Origin of the sequence: Herbidospora sp. NBRC 101105 (assembly GCF_030269205.1) — a bacterium.
Lineage (GTDB): Bacteria > Actinomycetota > Actinomycetes > Streptosporangiales > Streptosporangiaceae > Herbidospora > Herbidospora solisilvae.
The window spans coordinates 588367-609210 of record NZ_BSSX01000004.1; the positions used below are offsets into that span (position 1 = coordinate 588367).

The 20844-nt window shown below is 69.7% G+C and carries 18 protein-coding genes; 6 read left to right on the top strand and 12 right to left on the bottom strand.

Annotated elements, in window-relative coordinates; translation table 11 throughout:
* Positions 1-18: 18 nt before the first annotated feature.
* The 4 genes from QSK34_RS20115 to QSK34_RS20130 are packed head-to-tail and all read right to left on the bottom strand — an operon-like array spanning position 19 to position 3480.
* Positions 19-1845 carry an NADH-quinone oxidoreductase subunit 5 family protein gene (locus tag QSK34_RS20115; protein ID WP_285585775.1) on the bottom strand — a complete coding sequence of 609 codons (1827 nt, stop codon included), beginning with the start codon at positions 1843-1845 and terminating at the stop codon, positions 19-21.
* A complete protein-coding gene (nuoK, locus tag QSK34_RS20120) occupies positions 1842-2150 on the bottom strand; it encodes an NADH-quinone oxidoreductase subunit NuoK (RefSeq protein ID WP_137248640.1) in 309 nt (102 codons plus the stop codon). Before nuoK ends, QSK34_RS20115 begins: the two co-directional genes overlap by 4 nt.
* Complete coding sequence (locus tag QSK34_RS20125) at positions 2150-2683, bottom strand: NADH-quinone oxidoreductase subunit J family protein (RefSeq protein ID WP_285585776.1); 534 nt, start codon at positions 2681-2683, stop codon at positions 2150-2152. The genes nuoK and QSK34_RS20125 overlap by 1 nt, the downstream gene beginning before the upstream one ends.
* A complete protein-coding gene (locus QSK34_RS20130) occupies positions 2680-3480 on the bottom strand; it encodes a 4Fe-4S binding protein (RefSeq protein ID WP_285585777.1) in 801 nt (266 codons plus the stop codon). Before QSK34_RS20130 ends, QSK34_RS20125 begins: the two co-directional genes overlap by 4 nt.
* Positions 3481-3636: 156 nt before the next feature.
* Here QSK34_RS20130 and QSK34_RS20135 point away from each other — a divergent pair, with 156 nt between their 5' ends.
* Together QSK34_RS20135 and QSK34_RS20140 are read left to right on the top strand one after the other, a co-directional pair.
* Positions 3637-4257, top strand: a complete 621-nt coding sequence (locus QSK34_RS20135) for a ComEA family DNA-binding protein (protein ID WP_285585778.1) — start codon at positions 3637-3639, stop codon at positions 4255-4257.
* Between the two features lie 39 nt (positions 4258-4296).
* Positions 4297-5607, top strand: coding sequence for a serine/threonine-protein kinase (locus tag QSK34_RS20140; RefSeq protein ID WP_285585779.1), 1311 nt, complete (start codon positions 4297-4299; stop codon positions 5605-5607).
* On the opposite strand, the gene nuoH is transcribed toward QSK34_RS20140, so the two are convergent.
* The 4 genes from nuoH to QSK34_RS20160 are packed head-to-tail and all read right to left on the bottom strand — an operon-like array spanning position 5604 to position 7922.
* Positions 5604-6551 (bottom strand): NADH-quinone oxidoreductase subunit NuoH, encoded by a 948-nt coding sequence (nuoH, locus tag QSK34_RS20145; protein ID WP_285585780.1) that lies wholly within the window; start codon positions 6549-6551, stop codon positions 5604-5606. The genes QSK34_RS20140 and nuoH overlap by 4 nt on opposite strands.
* Positions 6544-7065 carry an NADH-quinone oxidoreductase subunit C gene (locus QSK34_RS20150; protein WP_285585781.1) on the bottom strand — a complete coding sequence of 174 codons (522 nt, stop codon included), beginning with the start codon at positions 7063-7065 and terminating at the stop codon, positions 6544-6546. The genes nuoH and QSK34_RS20150 overlap by 8 nt, the downstream gene beginning before the upstream one ends.
* On the bottom strand, positions 7062-7490 hold the full coding sequence (locus QSK34_RS20155) for an NADH-quinone oxidoreductase subunit B (RefSeq protein WP_231515712.1): 429 nt from the start codon (positions 7488-7490) through the stop codon (positions 7062-7064). Before QSK34_RS20155 ends, QSK34_RS20150 begins: the two co-directional genes overlap by 4 nt.
* Before the next feature lie 60 nt (positions 7491-7550).
* Positions 7551-7922: an NADH-quinone oxidoreductase subunit A gene (locus QSK34_RS20160; RefSeq protein ID WP_030457031.1), complete on the bottom strand. Its 372-nt coding sequence runs from the start codon at positions 7920-7922 to the stop codon at positions 7551-7553.
* A gap of 97 nt (positions 7923-8019) precedes the next feature.
* On the opposite strand from QSK34_RS20160, the gene QSK34_RS20165 reads away from it, so the two are divergent.
* From QSK34_RS20165 to QSK34_RS20175, 4 genes are all read left to right on the top strand, one after another.
* A complete protein-coding gene (locus QSK34_RS20165; RefSeq protein ID WP_156046164.1) occupies positions 8020-9465 on the top strand; it encodes a polysaccharide deacetylase family protein in 1446 nt (481 codons plus the stop codon).
* 28 nt (positions 9466-9493) lie between these two features.
* On the top strand, positions 9494-9577 hold the full coding sequence (locus QSK34_RS37805) for a putative leader peptide (RefSeq protein WP_353051406.1): 84 nt from the start codon (positions 9494-9496) through the stop codon (positions 9575-9577).
* A 138-nt stretch (positions 9578-9715) separates the two neighbouring features.
* Positions 9716-11563, top strand: coding sequence for a 2-oxoacid:acceptor oxidoreductase subunit alpha (locus tag QSK34_RS20170; RefSeq protein ID WP_285585782.1), 1848 nt, complete (start codon positions 9716-9718; stop codon positions 11561-11563).
* Positions 11556-12602 (top strand): 2-oxoacid:ferredoxin oxidoreductase subunit beta, encoded by a 1047-nt coding sequence (locus QSK34_RS20175; RefSeq protein ID WP_285585783.1) that lies wholly within the window; start codon positions 11556-11558, stop codon positions 12600-12602. Before QSK34_RS20170 ends, QSK34_RS20175 begins: the two co-directional genes overlap by 8 nt.
* Here the strand turns inward: QSK34_RS20175 and rfbC are convergent.
* The 4 genes from rfbC to QSK34_RS20195 all read right to left on the bottom strand — a co-directional run bounded on the left by rfbC (position 12595) and on the right by QSK34_RS20195 (position 20837).
* Complete coding sequence (gene rfbC / locus QSK34_RS20180) at positions 12595-13182, bottom strand: dTDP-4-dehydrorhamnose 3,5-epimerase (protein ID WP_285585784.1); 588 nt, start codon at positions 13180-13182, stop codon at positions 12595-12597. The two genes, QSK34_RS20175 and rfbC, sit on opposite strands and share 8 nt — an antisense overlap.
* A 61-nt stretch (positions 13183-13243) precedes the next feature.
* The gene (locus QSK34_RS20185) at positions 13244-17416 is read right to left on the bottom strand and encodes a LamG-like jellyroll fold domain-containing protein (protein ID WP_285585785.1); all 4173 of its coding nucleotides are present in this window, start codon (positions 17414-17416) and stop codon (positions 13244-13246) included.
* 119 nt (positions 17417-17535) lie between these two features.
* On the bottom strand, positions 17536-19209 hold the full coding sequence (locus tag QSK34_RS20190; RefSeq protein WP_285585786.1) for a right-handed parallel beta-helix repeat-containing protein: 1674 nt from the start codon (positions 19207-19209) through the stop codon (positions 17536-17538).
* Positions 19206-20837 carry a PQQ-binding-like beta-propeller repeat protein gene (locus QSK34_RS20195; RefSeq protein WP_285585788.1) on the bottom strand — a complete coding sequence of 544 codons (1632 nt, stop codon included), beginning with the start codon at positions 20835-20837 and terminating at the stop codon, positions 19206-19208. Before QSK34_RS20195 ends, QSK34_RS20190 begins: the two co-directional genes overlap by 4 nt.
* Between the last annotated feature and the right edge of the window lie 7 nt (positions 20838-20844).

A 20844-nucleotide genomic window follows, 5' to 3' on the forward strand; every position in this document is an offset into this window, starting at 1 on the left:
GGGCGGCCACCGTCCGGCTCATCCCAGCACCACCGCCCCGACCGCGATCAGCAGCACCCCGGCCAGCAGGCCCGTCACGTAGAGCTGGGCGTTGCCGTTCTGGAGGTGGCGGGTGAGCCCCGACAAGCCGACCGTGGCCCGCCCGGTCCCCCGCACCGCGCCGTCGACCACGTGGTCGTCGGCGCGCACCACCCCCCGCGCCAGCGCGAGCACCGGGCGGACGAACACCGCCGCGTACAGCCGGTCGACGTAGAACGCCTGCTCGCACGGACCGCGGAAGACCCCCAGCAGCCGGGCCGGGTCGCGTTCCGGTGCGCCGCGCCAGATCACGTAGACGAAGGCCGCGCCCAGCAGCGCCACGACCAGCGCGGTCACCGCGGGGGCGAGGTGGAACTCGCCGGTGTCGGTGAAGCCGAGGAGCAGGGCCGGAATCGCCAGGACGCCGATCGGCCACAACATCGACGCCGGGGCCTCCCGGCCGTCGAAGACGTGGGCGGTGCCGGGGGCGGGTTCGGGGAGGGCCTGGACCTTGCCGGTGCCGAAGAAGGTCATCAGCCACGCCCGGGTCGCGTAGGCGCCGGTCACCCCGACGGTCAGCAGTGCCGAACCGTAGAGGAGGAGCTGGATGGGGCTGGACGAACGCTCCAGGCCGTAGAGGATCGCGTCTTTGCTGAAGAAGCCGCTGGCCGGGGGCAGGCCGATCAGGGCGGCGTAGCCGACGGTCATGGTCCAGAAGGTCACGGGCATCGGCCGGCGCAGGCCGCCCATGTGGCCGAGCAGGTTGGAGCCCACGTGGTGGATGACCGCCCCGGCGCAGAGGAACAGCAGGGCCTTGAAGGCGCCGTGGGTGACCAGGTGGAAAACGGCCGCGTCGCGGGCGCCGCCGGCGAGGGCGGCGGCCATGTAGGCGAGCTGGCTGATCGTCGAGTAGGCCAGCACCCGTTTCAGGTCGGTCTGCGCGAAGGCGGCCAGGGCCGCGCCGAGCATGCCGATCGCGGCGGCGACGCCGAGCACGTCAAGGGTCGGCTGCGGGAACAGCACGTAGAGGCGGGCCACCACGAAGATGCCCGCCGCCACCATCGTCGCGGCGTGGATCAGGGCGCTGATCGGGGTCGGGCCGGCCATCGCGTCGGGCAGCCAGGTGTGCAGCGGGACCTGGGCGCTCTTGCCGGCCACCCCCGCGAGCAGCAGCAGCGTCGCCAGGACCAGCGTCGGCTCGGGGATGTCGGCGGCCATGACGTCGGAGACGCGGAAGGAGCCGGCCGCGAAGCCCAGGACGAAGATGCCGAACAGGAAGCCGACGTCGCCCAGGCGGGTCACCAGGAACGCCTTGATCGCGGCCCGCGAGTTGGCCCGCTCCTCCCACCAGTGGCCCACCAGGAGGTAGGAGCACAGGCCCATGATCTCCCAGCCGACGTAGAGGACCAGGAGGTCGGCCGCGAACACGACCAGCAGCATCGCGCTGGTGAACAGGCTGATGAAGGCGCTGAAGGAGGGATAGCGGGACTCGCCCCGCATGTATCCGACCGAGTAGACCTGCACCGCCAGCGCCACCACGCCGACGAGCATCGCCGTGAGCACCGACAGTTCGGCGGCCTCCAGCCCGACGGTGATCGCGATCCCGCCGGTGTCGATCACGGTCAGCACGTTCGTCGAGGGCGTGTTCTCCCAGGCCAGCCAGCCGATCAGCGCGGTCGACAGGGCCGTCGGCAGCACCCCGAACCAGGCCGCGCGTTTGTTGGCGGCCAGGTTCTCCGCAGGGCCCCGGCCGTGGGGGTAACGGGACAGCAGCAGGCCCAGCACGGCCCCGGCGAACGGCAGCACCACCACGAGGGAGACGATCACGGCTCCCCCAGTTCGCGCAGCCGGTCGAGCTCGATGGCCTTGCGGGTGCGGAAGACGGCCAGCACGATCGCCAGCCCGATCCCGACCTCGGCGGCGGCGATGACGATCACGAACAGGGTCAGCACCTGACCGGAGTGGAGCACGTCGCGGAGCCACACGTCGAAGGCGACCAGGTTCAGGTTGACCGCGTTGAGCATGAGCTCGACCGACATCAGCACGAGGATGGTGTTACGCCGGGCGAGGACGCCGTACACGCCGATGGAGAAGAGCAGCGCGGCCACGACGGCGGGATAGACGACGTGCATCAGCGCCGCCCGCTGATGTCGGTGCGCGACAACACGATCGCGCCGATCAGCGCGGCCAGCAGCAGCACCGAGAGCGCCTCGAACGGCAGCACCCAGTTCCGGAAGATGCTCCCGCCCAGTTCCTCGGCCGACCCGGAGCCCGGCCGCAGGTCCGCGTAGGCGTGCTGGAAACCGCCCACCACGACGGAGACCAGCACCCCGGCGGTGGCGAGGGCGACGACGGCGGCGACCACCCGGTTGCCGGAGTCGAGGTCGTCGCTCCTGCCGATGGGCGCGCGGGTCAGCATGATCCCGAACAGCAGCAGGACCACGACCGCGCCGACGTAGATGAGCACCTGGACCCAGGCGACGAACTCGGCGGTCAGCACCAGATAACACCCGGCCAGCGCGCCGAAGCAGAGCACCAGCCACAACGCGGCGTGCACCAGTTGCCTGGTGGTCACCAGTAGCAGCGCCGACCCGACGGCGACCAGCCCGAGCAGCAGGAAGACGATCTCAAGGGTGGACGGCGGCCAGAAGTCGACGGCACTCACGACCCCTCCCCGTCGGGCCGGTCGGGCAGCCGTCCCGGCGGCCGGATCGAGCGCACGTCGCGGGGCGCCCGGGACCTCGGCGGCCCGGCCGGAGGCTCCTGCGAGGCCTCCGGCTTGGCAGGTGCGTCCTCTCCGGCCGGAGGTGAGGTCTCTTCACCGGGCGTCCGGTCAGGCAACCGGCCCGGTGGGCGGATCGAGCGCACGTCGCGCGCCGGACGTGGCTCCTCTCCGGCGCCCTCGTCGGGGAGGCGGCCCGGCGGGCGGATCGCGCGGACGTCGCGTGCCGGGCGCGGCTTGGCCTCGGCGGCGGCGTCCGGAGCCGGCTTCGCCGCCCCGGCTCCGCCCGGAGCTCGCGCCGGGCGCTTGCTCGCGGTGACCTCCTTCGGAGGTTCGGCGTTGGCCTCGTGGCGAGGGGGCGCCGGGACGCTGGAGACCCATTCGCCCAGGCGGTCCTTCTCATGGAGGAGGTTGCGGATGTCGCCTTCGGCGTATTCGAACTCGGGGGCCCAGAAGAGCGCGTCGAACGGGCACACCTCGATGCAGATCCCGCAGTACATGCACAACGAGAAGTCGATCGCGAAGCGGTCGAGCACGTTGCGTTGCCGGGGACGGCCGCCCTCGGGCGCGGGCAGGGTCTCCTTGTGGGAGTCGATGTAGATGCACCAGTCGGGGCACTCGCGTGCGCAGAGCATGCATGACGTGCAGTTCTCCTCGACCAGCGCGATCACGCCGCGCGATCGGGGCGGCAGGTCAGGCTTGACCTCCGGATACTGCTGCGTCACCGAGCGACTGAGCATGTGTCGCAGCGTTACGGCCAAGCCCTTGGCCAGGCCCGTTCCTGGTATGCGCGCCACGATCCAACATCATCCCCCAGAACAGGCTACTCGTGAATGTGACGACCCGGCCCTATCGGTTTTCTCCAGGTCGAGACAGAAAGTCCGTATCCTTCGCATATGGACCAGGTGCCGCGGTCGGCGGCTCGCGGCTTGCTCTGGGCGGTGGCGCCCCTGGTCACCATTGGTTTCGCGACGCCGTTCACCTTCCTGTGGGCGTCATTCTGGCGGCGGAGCCGGTGGCTGGCGCTCTCGGGGGTCCTGTACGCCCTCTCGATGGGCGCCTGGCTCCTGATCGGCAACGTGACGGGAACCCCTTCCGGGATCTGGGCCGCGGTGATGGTGCTGGGCCTGTTCGTGTCGTGGCTCGGCGGAACGCTCCACGCCTTCGCCGTCAGGAAGAAGGTGTTCGGCCCGGCCTGCCCGTTCGAGCGGGCACGGCTGCTGCGGAAAGAGGCCCGCGCGCTCGCCACCCGCAACCCGGGCCGGGCGCGGCGGCTCGGGGTCGGCCGGCCCGATCTGGGCCGGCGCTTCGACGACGGCGGGCTGGTCGACATGAACCACGCCCCTGCGATCGTGCTCCGGACCGTTCCGGGGATGACGCCCGACCTGGTCGAACGGGTGCTGGAGGCACGCAGCCGGACGGTCACCTTCACCTCGGCGGAGGACCTGTCGGACCTGCTCGACCTGCCGGTCGCCAGCCGGGACGAGCTCTCCGAATACGGCGTCTATCTCCCGTAATAGCGGCGCTTGGCGTCGGAAGTACGTATTGTTCGCGCTGTGCATCCGTACTGGCAACCGCCGCAGCAACCGCAGAAGCCCGCCTCGAACGTGGCGGTGTCCTGGTTGTGGGCGCTGGTTCCGCTCTTCACCTGCGGGTTCGGCACGCCGTTCGTCATCGGATACGCCGCCGCGAAGAAGCGCAGCCCCTGGCTGATCGTCGCCACCGGGGTCTACGCCCTGAACTTCGTCGTCTTCATGATCGCCATCGCCGCCTACGAGGACACCGACCTCTGGCCGATGTGGCTCGAGACGACGACGACGATCGGCCTGTTCGTGAACTGGATCGGCGGGCTCGCGCACACCCTGATCATCCGGACCGGGGTGTTCCAGCCGGGGCACGCCTGGCAGCCCGTCCAGCAGCAGCCCGTCCAGCACCAGCCGCAGTACCAGCAGCCGCGGCCGATGCCCATGCCCCCGCCACCGGCCTACCCGCAGCAGCAGCCTCCGCGAACGACCTATGTCCAGCCGCCGCCGCCCCGGCCGTTCACGCAGCCCACTCACCCCTCGACGATGGGGGTGCAGCCGCGGACCCAGGGGCCGCAGTGGCTGGGTCCCTACCGGGTGATCGGGGATCTCGGCCAGGGCGGGCAGGGCGCCGTCTACCTGGGGGTGGACCAGCGCGGGCAGAAGGTCGCAATCAAGGTGCTGCACGCCCACATCGCCAAGGACAAGGACGCCCAGGCGCGATTCCTGCGCGAGGTCGACGCGGCTCGCCGGGTGGCGCCGTTCTCCACGGCCCGGGTGCTCGACGTGAACATCACCGACGACCTGGCCTACGTCGTGTCCGAGTACGTCGACGGGGTGTCGCTGGAGCAGCTCGTCAAGGAGAAGGGGCCGCGCACCGAAGACGGCCTGACCCGGCTCGCCCTCGCCACGGCCGGCGCGCTGGCCGCCATCCACAAGGCGGGCATCGTGCACCGCGACTTCAAGCCGAGCAACGTGCTGATCGGCTCCGACGGCCCGCGCGTGATCGATTTCGGCATCGCCAAGGCGCTCGACCAGGTCAACGCGACCGCGAGCCAGGTCATGGGCACCCCCGCCTACATGTCGCCCGAGCAGGTCGGCGGCCGGCCGGTCGGGCCGGAGACCGACATCTTCGCGTGGGCGGCCACGATGGTGTTCGCGGCGTCGGGCAAGAACGCGTTCGGGCAGGACACCATCCCGGCGATCCTCAACCGGATCATCAACCACCAGCCCGACCTGAGCGAGCTGCCGGTCTCGTTACGGGCCCTGGCGGCGTCGTGCCTGGACAAGAACCCGGCGAACCGGCCGACCGCCTCGGACATCATGTTGCGGATCGTGCACTAGAGGACCTTCACCACCCCGGTCAGCGCGAGCTGCACCAGCGCCAGCGGCACCAGGCCGACCCAGGCGAGCCGCTGGAGCTGGTCCTCGCGCATCCGGGGGAAGCTGACCCGGACCCAGATGACCACGAACGCCAGGGCGAAGATCTTGATGAGGGTCCAGACCGGGCCGGGCAGCAGCGGGCCCTGCCAGCCTCCCAGGTAGAGGACCGTGGTGAGCGCCGACAGGACCACGATCCCGGCGTACTCGGTCAGCATGAACAGGGCGAACCGGATGCCGGTGTATTCGGTCATCGGGCCCATGATGATCTCCGACTCGGCGATCGGCATGTCGAACGGCGGACGGCGGAGCTCGGCCAGCCCGGCGACGAAGAACACCACCGCGCCGATCGCCTGCCAGGCCAGCCACCAGGGCTGCCAGGCCTCGACGATGCCCTGGAGCGACAGGGTCCCGGCCGCCATGGCCACGCTGGAGGCGGCCAGGACCAGCGGCAGCTCGTACGACATGAGCTGCGCCGCCGACCGCATCCCGCCCAGCACCGAGTACTTGTTGCCGGACGACCACCCGGCCATGATCGACCCGAGCACGCCGACGCCCATCACGGCCAGCACGAAGAAGATCCCGGCGTCGAGGTCGACCCCGAGCAGCCCGGGTCCCACCGGGATCACGACGAGCACGACCAGGTAGGGCACCAGCGCGACCGCGGGGGCCAGCTTGAAGACGGCCCGGTCGGCCGCCGCCGGGATGACGTCCTCCTTCTGCATGAACTTGACGCCGTCGGCGATGAGCTGGGCCCAGCCGTGGAAGCCGCCGGCGTACATGGGCCCGAGGCGCGACTGCATGTGGGCCATGACCTTGTGTTCCATCTGGCCGACGATCAGCGGCAGCAGCAGGAACGCCCCGACGATCAGGACCACCCTGATCGCGACTTCCAGCAGCTCAGGCATCGCGCCCCCAGTCGGTCGGCACGCCGGGCGGCAACATCTTCCGTCTCGACGGCGCGCTCGACTCGCCCGGTTCCTTCGCGCCGGGCCAGGTCTTGGCCACCCGGGCGGCCAGCACGAAGTCCTTGCGCAGCGGGTGTCCCTCGAAGCCGTCGGGCAGCAGCAGCGGCTTGAGGTCGGGGTGGCCGTCGAAGACCACGCCGAACATCTCGAAGGTCTCCCGCTCGTGCCAGTCGGCCCCACGGAACACCCCCACCGCCGACGGCAGCACCGGGTCGGCCCGCGTCACGTGGGTGCGTACCAGCAGGCGAAGGTGTTTCTCCTGGTCGGCGAGGTGGGCGACGACGGCGAAGCCCTCGGGCGGGTCGTCGACGGCGGTGAGCCAGTCGAAGAAGGAGTAGCCCCGGTCGCGGCAGAAGGCGAGCACCTCGATCCAGTCGGCGGGGCCGACGTCGGCGGTGGTCTCGCCGAACGTCTCGGAGATCACCACACGGGAGCCGAACTCGTCGAGGATCATGCCAGCGACTCCCCCGCGATCTTCTCCTGGAGCTTCATGATCCCGTGGAGCAGCGCCTCGGGGCGGGGCGGGCAGCCGGGCACGTAGACGTCGACCGGGATGATCTGGTCGACGCCCTTGGTGACGCAGTAGGAGTCCCAGTAGGGACCACCCGTGTTGGAGCAGGCCCCGAACGAGATGACGTACTTCGGGTCGGGCATCTGCTCGTAGAGGCGCAGGACGGCCGGGGCCATCTTGTCGGTGACCGTGCCCGAGACGATCATCAGGTCGGCCTGGCGGGGGCCGTTGGCGAACGGGATGACCCCGAACCGGATGAAGTCGTGGCGGCTCATGGACGTGGCGATGAACTCGATCGCGCAGCAGGCCAGGCCGAAGTTGAAGACCCACAGGGAGTAGCGGCGGCCCCAGTTCAGCACGAACTTCATCGGCTTAGGGGCCAGCCTGGCGGCGGGCCCGAACGTCGGAGTGGGAAGGTCAACCATGGATCACGTCCAAGTGAGCACGCGCTTGCGCCACGCGTAGACGATGCCGAGCGCGATGAACGCCAGGAACACGAACATCTCGACGAGGGTGGTCATGCCGAACCCGGGCGCGGCGAACACCGTCGCCCAGGGGAAGAGGAACACCGCGTCGACGGCGAACACCACATAAAGATATGTGAAGACGTAGTACCTGACCTGCGACTGGGCCCAGCCGTCGCCGACGGGGTCGACGCCGCACTCGTAGCTGGTCAGCTTCTGCTCGGTGGGCCGGTCGGGGCGCAGCAGCCGGTTGATCAGCAGGGCCCCGGCGAAGATCGCGGCCCCGATGGCCAGGAGCACGGCCACGACCGCGTACGACCCGAAGTATCCGTCCACCTCTTGATAATCGCGCACCTGAACGCCGAACCAAAGAAGCTCACGGACACTGCCAAGCCACAGCAAACCACGCTCAAGCGCCAATAATCTGACATTTATGCCCGTTTTGCGATTCACCGGAGGAATCGCGACGCTCGCCGCCGCGTGCTGCGCGTGCGGCGTTGCCTTCAACTCCCCCGCTGACGAGGTGCCTCCGCCCTCGGAGCCGACGATGCTGACCTTCGTCGACCCCGCCGCGGTGCCCGGCCTCCAGGTTCAGACCATCTACAAAGAGACGGGCAAGACCAATGTGCACCTGACCTACCCCCAGATCCCGGGCGCGACGCCGCTGAGCGACCGGATCAGGGCCGACCTCGTCGCCGAGGCCAAGGCCTTCAACCAGAAGACCGCCAAGGGCAAGGCCACGCTCCCCAAGTCGGAGATCAACGTCGAGTGGCAGCTCACGGCCGTGTCGCCGGGGGTCAGCGGGGTCCGCCTGCGCACGGGCCTGTTCGAGGGCTCCTCCTGGGTCAACTCGACCCGCACCCTCTGGTACGACGGCGCCCGCGTCGTCACCTCCGATCTGCTGGTCAAGAACCTCGACGCGCTCGCGCGGGTGGTCGGGGCCCGGCTGGCCGGCGACGCCGACGTCGACCACGCGGCGATCAAGCCCGACCGGGCGCTGTTCGACTCCCTCGACTTCAACTCGCGGGGCGACCTCGTGGTGGAGTTCGACGACTACGAGATCGGGCCGGGCGCGCTGGGCCGGGTGGCCACGGCGATCCCCAAGCAGGACGCGGCCCCCCTGCTGTCGGACTTCGGCAGGTCGGCGCAGCGGGCCGTCGAGTCGGCCCGGCCGACCACCCCGCCCGAGTTGCGCGACCCGCCGGAGGCCACCGCCCCGGCGGTGCCGGGGAAGGTCGACTGCCGGGTCGCGCGCTGCGTCGCGCTGACGTTCGACGAGGGGCCGGGGCCGTACACCGACCGGATCCTGACCGCGCTCGGCACCACCCGCGCCACCTTCTTCCTCACCGGCACCAGCGCGGCGGCCCGCCCCGACCTGCTGCGCCGGATGGCCCGCGACGGCCACCTGGTCGGCAACCACGGCTGGTCGCACCGCGACCTGACGACACTCCCGGACAACCGCATCTACGAGCAGCTCTCCCGCACCCAGGACGTCATCGCCCAGTCGACCGGCAGCCCTCCGTCCCTGATGCGGCCCCCCTACGGCGCCACCAACCACGACGTCGCCAAGATCGCCGGCGAGCTGAAGCTCAGCGTGGTCAAGTGGGACGTCGACGGCGGCGACGAAGGCGACGCCACAGCGCAGGAGATCTGCAGACGGGTCACCGCGGGCGTGAAGCCCGGTTCGATCGTGCTCCTGCACGACCTGGGCCCCGCCACCCCCGAAGCCATCCCGCTGATCCTCAAGGCACTCGAAGACCGCGGATACTCTTTTGTCACCGTTCCCGAGTTGTACGGAACACGCCCGATGCAGCCAGGCGTAACCTACGAATCGGCCGCCGACGCCGCCGTCTCGCGCTATGGGCGCCCGCTACCGTGAATCCAGCGGGGACATATAGTTAGGCACCGTGACCCGAATCATCCTCTTCGCTCGCCGGCACGTCGACCTGTGCCGCATCGCGTCGGGACTGTGTCAAGCCCTGCCCGACTGACGCCCCATCCCCCCACACGAGCGACAAAGGTCACAACCCACGCGCATTCGTATAAGCGCGACAAAGGGATCTAGCATTGAATTCACACACGTGCCACGAGCAGACCTCGCCATGGTCTGTCGAGGAGGACTGAGCGCTGTGACCAAGCAGGTGCAGCAACTCGACCGCGTGATCATCCGGTTCGCGGGTGACTCCGGCGACGGCATGCAGCTCACCGGCGATCGATTCACCGCGGAGACGGCGTCGTTCGGCAACGACCTGTCGACGCTGCCCAACTTCCCGGCCGAGATCCGCGCCCCGGCAGGCACCCTCCCCGGAGTGTCGAGCTTCCAGCTCCACTTCGCCGACCACGACATCCTCACCCCTGGTGACGCGCCCAACGTCCTCGTCGCGATGAACCCGGCCGCCCTCAAGGCGAACCTGTCCGACCTCCCGCGCGGCGCCGACATCATCGCCAACGCCGACGAGTTCACCAAGCGGAACCTGCAGAAGGTCGGCTACGACGTCAACCCGCTCGAAGACGACAGCCTGGCCGAGTGGCGGCTCCACTCGGTGCCGCTGACCTCGCTGACGGTCAAGGCGCTCGAAGAGTTCGACATCTCCAAGAAGGACGCCGAGCGGGCGAAGAACATGTTCGCCCTCGGCCTGCTGTCGTGGCTCTACGGCCGCCCGGTCGAGGCGACGATCAAGTTCATCGAGACAAAGTTCGCCAAGAAGCCCGAGATCGCCAAGTCCAACGTGGCCGCCTTCAACGCCGGCTACAACTACGGCGAGACCACCGAGGCGTTCTCGGTCTCCTACGAGATCAAGCCCGCCCCGCTGAGCGCCGGCGTCTACCGCAACATCTCCGGCAACCAGGCGCTGGCCCTCGGGCTGGTCGCGGCGTCGGTCCAGTCGAAGCTGCCGCTGTTCCTGGGCTCCTACCCGATCACCCCGGCCTCCGACATCCTCCACGAGTTGTCGAAGCACAAGCGGTTCGGCATCCGGACCTTCCAGGCCGAAGACGAGATCGCCGGCGTCGGCGCGGCGCTGGGTGCGGCCTTCGGCGGCGCGCTCGGCGTGACCACCACGTCGGGGCCGGGTGTGGCGCTCAAGGCCGAGACGGTGGGCCTCGCGGTCACCACCGAGCTGCCGCTGATCGTGGTCGACGTGCAGCGCGCCGGCCCCTCGACCGGCATGCCGACCAAGACCGAGCAGACCGACCTGCTGATGGCGCTGTTCGGCCGCAACGGCGAGTCGCCGGTGCCGGTGATCGCCCCGGCGACGCCGAGTGACTGTTTCGACGCCGCCGTGGAGGCCGCCCGGATCGCGATCAAATATCGCACCCCGGTGATGCTGCTCTCCGACGGCTACCTGGCCAACGGTTCCGAGCCGTGGAAGGTCCCGTCGCAGGCCGAGCTGCCCGACATCTCGGTGCCTTACACGACCGAGCCCAACGGCGATGACGGCACCACCTTCCTGCCGTTCAAGCGTGACACCGAGACGCTGGCCCGCCCGTGGGCGATCCCGGGCACGCCCGGCCTCGAACACCGCATCGGCGGCATCGAGAAGGCCGACGGCACCGGCAACATCTCCTACGACCCGAACAACCACGACCTGATGGTCCGGCTGCGCCAGGCCAAGATCGACGGCATCGACGTGCCCGACCTGGAGGTCGACGACCCCGACGGCGACGCCCGGGTGCTCGTGCTGGGCTGGGGTTCGACCTACGGGCCGATCGCGGCGGCGGCCCGCCGGGTGCGCCGGGGCGGCCACAAGGTCGCGCAGGCCCACCTGCGTCACCTCAACCCCTTCCCGAAGAACATCGGCGAGGTGCTGAAGTCCTACGACAAGGTGCTCCTGCCCGAGATCAACCTGGGCCAGCTCGCGCTGCTGCTGCGGGCCAAGTACCTGGTCGACATCATCAGCTACAACCGTGTGCGCGGGCTTCCGTTCAAGGCCGAGGAGCTGGCCGGAGTGATCCAGGAAGTGATCGACAGTGAGTGAATCCCTGAACGGCAAGGGCCTGGCCCTGGTGCCGAAGGCCGAGGGCAAGCAGACCCTGAAGGACTTCAAGTCCGACCAGGAGGTTCGCTGGTGCCCCGGGTGCGGTGACTACGCGATCCTGGCCGCCGTGCAGTCGTTCATGCCCGAGCTGGGGATCAAGCGCGAGAACACGGTGTTCGTGTCGGGCATCGGCTGCTCCTCGCGGTTCCCCTACTACATGAACACCTACGGGTTCCACTCGATCCACGGCCGCGCCCCGGCCATCGCGACCGGTCTGGCGGCCTCCCGCCCCGACCTGTCGGTGTGGGTGATCACCGGTGACGGCGACGCCCTGTCGATCGGCGGCAACCACCTGATCCACGCGCTGCGCCGCAACGTCAACCTGAACATCCTGCTGTTCAACAACCGGATCTACGGTCTGACGAAGGGCCAGTACAGCCCCACCTCCGAGGTCGGCAAGATCACCAAGTCGACGCCGATGGGCTCGCTCGACAAGCCGTTCAACCCGATCTCGCTGGCCGTCGGCGCCGAGGCCGGGTTCGTCGCCCGGACCATCGACTCCGACCGCAAGCACCTGCACAGCGTGCTGCGCGAGGCCGCCGCCCACCGGGGCACCTCGCTGGTGGAGATCTACCAGAACTGCAACATCTTCAACGACAACGCGTTCGAAGACCTCAAAGACCCCGACAAGCGCGACGTGATCACGCTGCGCCTGGAGCACGGGCAGCCGATCGCCAACGCGACCCAGGCGGTCAAGCTGGCCCCGACCGGTGGCCTCGAGGTCGTGGCGCGTGACTCGATCTCCCCCGAGGAGATCCTCGTCCACGACGTGCACAACCCCGACCCGTCGCTCGCGTTCGCGCTGAGCCGGCTCGACGAGCCGGCCTTCCAGCACGTGCCGATCGGCATCTTCCGGTCGGTCGACCGGCCTTCCTACGACCACCTGATGAGCGAGCAGCTCGAGATGGCCGTGGCCCAGCGCGGCCCCGGCGACCTCGACGATCTTCTCCAGGGCGGCGACACCTGGAAGATCAACTAAGCGTTCCGTAGAAGGCCGTACACGTCTCGAAATCAGGAAGCAGGCCCTCGTCGAGGGCCTGCTTCATCGACGGCGCCTGTACGTCCTTCTCGGACAGAACCGGGTCGGCGACCCGCCAGTCGATGCCCAGCTCCGGGTCCAGCGGGTTGATGCCCCGCTCCCGGGCCGGGGCGTAGGGCTCGGAGCAGAGGTAGAAGACCGTGGCGTTGTCGGTCAGCGCGGCGAAGCCGTGGCCGAGGCCTTCGGAGATGTATACGCTCCGGAATTCCTCCGAGTCCAGGATCACGGAGACGTGCTGCCCGAAGGACGGCGAGCCCACGCGGAGGTCGACGATCACGTCGAGGATGCGGCCCGACAGGCAGGTCACGTATTTGGCCTGGCTGGGCGGCACGTCGGCGTAGTGGATGCCCCTGATCACGCCGCGGGCGGAGACCGACGTGTTGGCCTGGGACAGGCGCAGGCCGTGGCCGGTGGCCTCGGCGAGCTCGGCGGCCCGGAACGACTCCATGAACGTGCCCCGGTCGTCTCGGAACAGCCTCGGGGTGTAGAGGTAGGCGCCCTTGATCGGCAGTTCTTCCATGCGCAACTCCTTACATGACTGATGCCCCGCCGGGCGACCCGGCGGGGCATCAGTACATTTGTCAGGCGACGGTCACGGGGTGGACGACGACCGAGGTGCGTCCGTCGGTACCCGTCACGGTCAGGGTGATGTTGTAGGTGCCCGGCGTCGCGTAGGTGTGAGAGCCGGTCTGGCCGGTGCTGGGGGCACCGCCGTCGCCGTAGCTCCACGTGTAGCCCGCGATCGCGCTCGACCCGGCCGTCGAGGCCGAGGCCTCGACGTCGCAGGTCAGGCCGGTGCAGGTCGGGGTGAACGCGGCCGTCGGGGCGGCGGCCAGGTTGCTCGCGGCGAGGTCGTCGACCGTCAGGACGATCGGGGCGTTCGTCGCGGTGCCCGACAGGTAGGCGCCGATGCCCACGCCGCCCGCGACCTGCATGTTCGCGGTGGCGTCGGTGGTGGTGGCCTGCCAGCCGGCCGGCTCGGTCCCGGCGGCGTTCCAGACCTTGCCGGAGATCGTCGTCGGGTTCGTGCCGGTGACCAGCACCCGCATGTTGAGCACCAGGCCCGGCGTGTAGGTCAGGCCGGGGATGGTCGTCTCGGTGGTGATCAGGGTGTCGCTGCTGGCCCCGGTGGTGCGGATCAGCGAGAGGCCGACACCCGAGGGGAGCAGCCGGGCCCGGACCTTGTACTCGCCGACGCCCGCGACGCGGCGGCCGGTGGCGAACAGGTAGGTGCCGTTGCCGGTGCCCACCTTGTCGGAGGCGATCGAGAACGACAGGTCGGCGGTGGTGCTGGACACCCCGTCGAGGTAGGCGCGCGGGTTGGCCGTCGTCGCCGGGAGGGCGAGCTTGGCCGCGTTGCCGTCGACGGAGAAGTTGCCGGCGCCGCCGACGAGTGTCCACGGGCCGCCGGTCTGGGCGGTGCCCAGCGAGCCGTTGAGGGTCCGGCCGAACGTGTCGTTCGCGATGATCGACGGCGGGTTGGCGGCCGGACGGGGCACGACCACGTCGCCGCTGTTGGCGGTGGCGTCGTCGTTGTCGGTGACCGTCAGGGTGACGGGGTAGTCACCGGCGGCCGGGTAAATGTGGGTCGGGGTGGCGCCGGTGCCGGTCTGGCCGTCGCCGAAGTCCCAGGCGTACCCGTCGATCGAGCCGTCGGCGTCGGCCGACGCCGAGGCGTCGAACGAGCACTCCAGGTTGGTGCAGGTGGAGGTGAACGACGCGGTCGGCGGCTGGTTGGCCGGGCCGGTGCCGGTGCCCTCCTGGTAGTGCTGGGCGACCTCGGCCGGGGTGAGCACCTTGGTGTAGATCGCGCCCTCGTCGATGAACCCGTTGAAGTTGTCGGAGCTCGGGCGGTTGGGCCAGGAGTTCAGGTTGTCGCCGCCGAAGCGCCAGTACCCCGAGTAGCTCTCGGCGCCGGTCTGCGCGTGGGTGCCCACGAGCGCGCCGTCGACGTAGAGCTTCATGCCGTCGGCGCCCTGCGTCGCCACGAGGTGGTGCCACTGGTTGTTGTTGTACGTGGCCGTCGTGGTGATCAGGTTGAAGGCGCCGGTGTACGTGCCGAAGACCAGGCGGCCGTCGTTGCGCATGTAGACGTGGCGGTCGTAGTTGCCGCTGGTGCCGGTCGCGGTGTTGCCGAAGCCGACGATCTTGCCGCCCTGGTTGGAGGAGCTGCGGAACCAGGCCTCGGCCGAGTAGGTCGTCGGGTTGCTCATCGTGTTGCCCGAGAACGCCCGGCCGCCGCTCTGCACCCGGACCGCCCGGTTGGTCGTGCCGACGATCGCGCCCGTCTGGTTGTAGGTCACGCCGGTGTTGGTGAACGTGCCGTTGATACCGCTGGTGCTGGCGTCGATCGCGGCCGGGCCGTTGGCCTCGTTGAACCGGAAGTAGGTCACCGGCTCGTCGTCGTAGACGACGCGGCCGTAGTCGTCGGCCGGACGCGGCGGGATCGGGCTGACGCGGCCCGAGGCGACGTAGTGGGCGTCGATCTTCGCCGGCGCCAGGGCCGTCGGGTAGATCGCGACGTCGTCGATCTGGCCGTTCAGGTAGAGGCTGGTCGGGCGGTTCGGCCAGCCGTTGAGGTTGTCGCCGCCGATCCGCCAGTAGCCGGTGTAGGTCTGGGCGCCGGTGACCGAGGCGTCCTGGCCGACGCGGCGGCCGTCGACGTACAGGGCGATGCCGCCGCTGCCCTGGGTGGCCACGATGTGGTGCCACTGGCCGTCGTTGAAGCCGGGGGCGCTGTTCACCGTGCGGACCGCGTTGGGGTAGACGCCGAAGTAGATACGACCGGCGTTGTCCATGTAGACGTGGCGGTCGTAGCTGCTCGAATCGCCGGTCGCGGCGCTGCCGTAGCCGACGATCTTGCCGCCCTGGTTCGACGTGGTCTTGACCCAGGCCTCGATCGAGAAGGCGGGGGTGGTGGCGACCGTGCTGTTGGTCTTCACCAGGCCGGTGCCGGTGCCGTTGAAGGCCGCCGCGGCGTCGGCGTCGCCGTTGATCGCGCCGGGGGTCGCCTGGGAGGTGCCCGCGTCACGGGTGGCGTCGGTGAAGGCCGCGTAGTCGAAGGCGGTGGTGCCGGAGGCCTCGCCGAGCCGCCAGTAGGCGCTCGCGCCGTCGTCGATGACGGCTTCGGCGTAGTCGCTGAGCGCCCCGGCCGAGGAGATCGTCACCGGGTCGGAGGTCCCGCTGCCGACGGCGTTGCCCTGCGGGTCGACGGCGCGGACGCGGTAGGTGTGGACGGAGCCGGGCGCGAGGCCCTCGTCGATGAAGCCGGCCGACGGGAGGGTCCAGAAGTTGGAGTCGACCTCGACCTCGCCGACCGGGGTGGTGCCCCCGTCGCGGAGGATCTGGTACTTGAGCTTCGCGTGGTCGCGGTCCCAGGTGGTCTTCCAGCTCAGGCGCGCGGTGCCCGCGTTGAGCGAGACCGCGGTCGGGGTCAGGTCGGCCGTCGGGATCGGCCCGGAGGTCTTCGGCGCGTTCGCCTTGATCGCGAACCGGGTGAGGCCCTGCTGGGCGCTGCCGTTGACGGTGGTGAACTCGCCGCCCATGACCAGGTAGTTGCTGTTGCCCGACAGGGCCCAGCCGCCCTGGTTCATGCCGGTGTAGGAACCGGCGTTGACCTGCGGGAACCAGTGGAGCAGGGTCGGCGTCGGCTGACCGCTGTACTGGCTGTTGTTCGACGGCGGCATCGGGTCGGTGCCGGTCGGGACGGTCGTGGTGGCCAGCGCGCGCTGCCAGCGGGTCGGCGAGACCTCGGGGAAGCCGCGCAGCGACTCGCAGTCGTGGGCGTGGCCGACGCTGTAGAGCACCTGGTTGATCGGGAAGACGCTGTAGCTGGCGCCGTAGCAGTTGTCGAGCCAGATCAGGTCGCCCGTGTTGGGCTCGACCGCGAACCGGCCGTCGAACCAGTGCCAGCCCTCTCCGTCGGCGGCGGCGTAGATGTTGGTGCCGTCGGTGGTGAGGTCGTAGGTCATCGAGTAGTCGTTGCCGATCCGGGCCGGGATCGGGTTGCTGCTCCACGGCAGCGAGTCGCCCGTGACCGGGTCGAGGGCGCCGATGCCCACCCGGGTGGCGTTGTTGAGCTGCTGGAACTTGCCGCCCACGATGACCCGGCTCTGGTCGGGCGACATGATCAGGGCGAAGACCTCGTCGTCGGTGTCGGGGGCCCACGGCTGGTTGGCGCCGTTGCTCCGGTTGACCGCGGCCAGGCGGTTGCGGCTCTGGCCGTTGACGTTGAAGAAGTTGCCGCCGATGTAGACGGTCGAGTTGGAGACCGTGATCGCGCGGACCACGTTGCCGACCGAGGGGGCCCACGACTCGAGGTTGCCCGTGGCGACGTCGAAGGCCGCGACCCGGTTGCGGGTCTGGCCGTTGACCTGGGTGAAGTCGCCGCCGATGTAGATCTTCGTCTGGTCGGGCGAGACGGCGATGGTGCGGGCCTGGGCGTTGAGCGTCGGCGCGAAGGAGGTGACGTTACCCGTGGTGATGTTGAAGGCCAGGATGTTCGACCGCACCACCTCGGCCGCGTTTCCGGGGGCGGTGCCCGGCGGGCGGGCGCGGGTGAAGCTGCCGACCGCGTAGACGGTGTTGCCGACCGTGGCCATCTTCCAGACCACGCCGTTGATCTGCCATGTGGGCAGGGCGTCGGCCGTGACGGTCTCGGGGACTCCCGGCGGCGGGTCGATGTCGGCCCTGGCGGGAAGGGGGATCGCCGCGAGCGACGCCCCCAGTAATGACGCGGCCAGGAAGGCGGCCACTCGCGATGATCGAATTACCACGGTTACCTACATCTCAGGAGATCGTTCTCACATCACGGCAAGAGTAATGGAACGGTTTAATCCAACAAGGAGTAACCCGTGGGACATGAAGTAACGATTTAAAGTTCACCTTCTGGGGCGCCGGATTTAAGCACCGCCCCGGCTTCCCGGCCGAACAGGTCCGCGACGTCGGAAGGCAGCGGCGCGCCATCGGGCAAATCGCCATTTTCCCACTCGCTGCCGTGGTTTTCCTGACCGGTCGTCCGGCGCAGATCGGCCAGCGTGGCCACCTCGGCGTCGGCCCGCGTCCAGTCGGCCCAGTCGGCGAGCGGCCCTGGTCCGCGCCGTTGGTAGACGTTGTGGTCGAGGCTCGCCATGTCGGCGGCGCCCTTCCTGCGGGTCAGGTCGCGGACCGCCACGAGAGGTTCGGCGCCGGCCGAGGAAAGCACGTTGTTTCGCACCTCGACGCCACTCACATTCCAGGTCACTCCGGGCGTGAGTTGCTGCCGCGCCCCGTCGATGACATAGATCTGGCGGCCTTTGTTGTCGGTTACGGTGTTGTTCCAGACCCGTACGTCGCTCGACTCGTTCACATAGACGCCGTGGGTGCCGTTGCCGGTCACGACGTTTCCGGCGATGAGCGCGTCGGCGGAGATCTCGAAATGGATGCCGTGGTGGGCGTTGTTCCTGGCCATGTTGCGAGCGACCACGGCGCCGACGACCGACTCGTCGAGCCAGATGCCGGGGCCCCGGTTGTCCTCCATGAGGTTGCCGACGACCGTCATGCGCCTCGACTCGGTGATCTTCAGTCCGCCGGAGACCGGGGCCATCATGAAACGCTCCACGTTGTTGCCCCGGCTGACGTTGCCGACGATCGTGGCGTCGTCGGACTTGTGCCCGCCGAGGCCCACCTGGCCGTTGCCCTCGAACAGGTTGTGGGCGACGGTGATCCGGGCCCCCTTCAGCGACAGGCCGGTGACCGACGTCTGCGCGATGACGTTGTTCTCGATGGTCATGTCGTCGGCGAAGGCCTTGACGGCGGCGATCCTGGCCAGGGAGGTGGCGTAGCGGCGTACCCCCACGCCCCTGAGAGACGACCCGTCGGCGCCCTCGAAGTAGAGGGCCTCGTCGAGGGTGGTGGCGCGGACGTCGCGGCCGGTGGGGTCGTCGCCGATGTACAGACGGCCGGCCTGGTAGTCGACGAAGAAGGCACCGGGGCCGACCTGCTCGGCGGTCTGGACCTGCGCGAGCGGCCGGTCGTCGACGAAGACCTGGTCGGGCCAGTTGGCCATCGGGAACTCCGGGTCGACCATGTGCCAGTCCTCGCCGCCGCCCGCGGTGAAGTCGGTGTTGTCGAACCGCACGTCCCACCCGTCGCGGACCCAGCGGGAGCCGTCGCGGACCCAGCCGCCGACCGGTTCGCTGCCGTCGAACCAGACGACCTCGCCGGGATGGTTCTGAATGGCCAGGCGCTTGCGGAAGATCTCCACCTTCTCGTGGTACACGCCCTCGCGCAGGACGATCGTCGAGCCTTCGGGGGCGGTGTCCACCGCGTGGGCGAGGGTCCGCCACGGTTTGGCGTTGTCGCCGGGCGAGCCGTCGTCGCCGTCCGGGGCGACGAAGAAGGCGCCCTCGGGGACGGGGTAGTCGGCCGTGCCCAGCGGGGCCGGCCCGGCCGTCTCCCACGACGGCTGGGCCGGCCGGCCGCTGTCGGGCCGCATCAGCGCGGTCCAGATCAGGACGCCCGCCACCGCGAGGGCGACGGCCCCCGCGGCGGCGAGCCCCCGTCTCACAGAACCGTCACCGCCGCGCTGTTCGGGCTGGAGACGCGGTTGTTGTACGGGTCGATCGCGCGCACCCGGTAGGTGTGCGACGCGCCCGGGGTCCGGCCGGTGTCCTGGCACGACAGGTTCGGCAGGTTCCAGAACACCGAGAAGGCCTCGGCGGTGCAGGCGACCTGGCCGTCGTTGCGCAGCACCTCGTAGCGGACCTTGCGGTTGTCGAGGTCCCACGTGGCGCCCCAGCGGACGGTCACCTTGCCGCCGCCGGCGGCCTGGGCGGTCGGCGCGCCGAACCCGGCCTGGAGCGGGCCGCCGACGTCGGGGCTGGTCTCGTGGAAGGTCCAGCGGGTCAGACCCTGCTGGGCGACGTCGTTGACCTCGGTGAAGTCACCGCCGGCCCACAGGTAGGTGCCGTCGTTGGCCATCGCCCACGGGCCCTGGACCCAGGGGTAGGTGGTGCCGGGGGCCGAGTTGGGGAACCAGTGGAGGATCGTCTGCTTGGCGCCCTGGGCCGTGCCGGCCGGCTCGGCGAGGTAGCGGCGGTGGGGCTTGGTCTCGGGGAAGCCGTCGCCGCCGTAGTAGGACTGCATGCTGCAGCGGTGGGCGTGGCTGCCGCTGTAGAGCACGCCGCCCATCACCGAGATGGCCTGGGTCGCGCCGAGGCAGTTGTTGATCCAGATGCGCGAGCCGTTGTCGGGGTTGAAGGCCAGGCGGCCGTCGAAGGTGCCCTCGCCGTTGGCGCTGGCGTACATGCGGGTGCCGTCGGAGACGATGTCGGTCACCCACGAGCGGCTGGTGGAGCTGGTGGCCGGGATGTCGTTGCTGTTGAACACGCCCTTGGAGCCGTCGCTGACGTTGACCGCCGACAGGCCGTGCTGCTTGACGCCGTTGATGCGGTCGAAGTCGCCGCCGACGATGAGGCGGTTGCCCGCCGGGGTGAGCGCCATCGCGTTGACGCGCTTGTCGGCCGTCGGCGCCCACGAGGTGAGGGCGGCGGTCGAGGCGTCGAAGGCGGCCAGGCGGGTGCGGGTCTCGCCGTTCACGGTGGTGAAGTGGCCACCGGCGTAGACGGTGGTGTCGGACACGGCGATCGCGCGCACGCGGTTGTTGAACACCGGCTTGAAGTCGGGGTCGAGGGCGCCGGTGGCGGTGTCGAAGGCCGCCATGCGGTCGCGCCGCGAGTTGTCGATCTTGTTGAAGTCGCCGGCGACGTAGATCTTCGAGCCGTCGGGCGAGGCCTTGATCTCCCAGACCGTGTCACAGCGGTAGGTGTTGGCGGCGATCTTGTCGCACTCGTTCTGCGCCTGGTCGTCGGTGAACGTCGGCGAGAAGGCCACCGGGTTCCACGGCAGCAGGTCGCCGGTGGCGGTGTCGAACGCGGCCAATCCGACCCGCGGCACCTCGCCCGCGCCCCCCTTGGGGACGCCCGGCGGCCGGACGTTGTCGAAGTTGCCGCCCACGTAGGTCACCCCGTTGACGATCTCGATCGTCAACACCACGCCGTCGGTCTGCCAGGTGGGCAGCGCGTCGGCCGTGACTGTGGCGAGTTCCCCGGAAGCGGGGGCCGTGTCGGCCATCGCCGCGGGGACGGGCGTCACCGCTAACGCGGCGATCAGGCCCGATATCAGGGTCTTGCGCATTTGGTCC

Coding starts and splice junctions, on each gene's coding strand:
- nuoK (WP_137248640.1), bottom strand. CDS start 2,150: ATGCACGTCGTCTATCCCGCCGTCGTGGCCGCGCTGCTCTTCTCCATC.
- QSK34_RS20130 (WP_285585777.1), bottom strand. CDS start 3,480: ATGCTCAGTCGCTCGGTGACGCAGCAGTATCCGGAGGTCAAGCCTGAC.
- QSK34_RS20135 (WP_285585778.1), top strand. CDS start 3,637: ATGGACCAGGTGCCGCGGTCGGCGGCTCGCGGCTTGCTCTGGGCGGTG.
- nuoH (WP_285585780.1), bottom strand. CDS start 6,551: ATGCCTGAGCTGCTGGAAGTCGCGATCAGGGTGGTCCTGATCGTCGGG.
- QSK34_RS20150 (WP_285585781.1), bottom strand. CDS start 7,065: ATGATCCTCGACGAGTTCGGCTCCCGTGTGGTGATCTCCGAGACGTTC.
- QSK34_RS20155 (WP_231515712.1), bottom strand. CDS start 7,490: ATGAAGTTCGTGCTGAACTGGGGCCGCCGCTACTCCCTGTGGGTCTTC.
- QSK34_RS20165 (WP_156046164.1), top strand. CDS start 8,020: ATGCCCGTTTTGCGATTCACCGGAGGAATCGCGACGCTCGCCGCCGCG.
- rfbC (WP_285585784.1), bottom strand. CDS start 13,182: ATGGAAGAACTGCCGATCAAGGGCGCCTACCTCTACACCCCGAGGCTG.
- QSK34_RS20195 (WP_285585788.1), bottom strand. CDS start 20,837: ATGCGCAAGACCCTGATATCGGGCCTGATCGCCGCGTTAGCGGTGACG.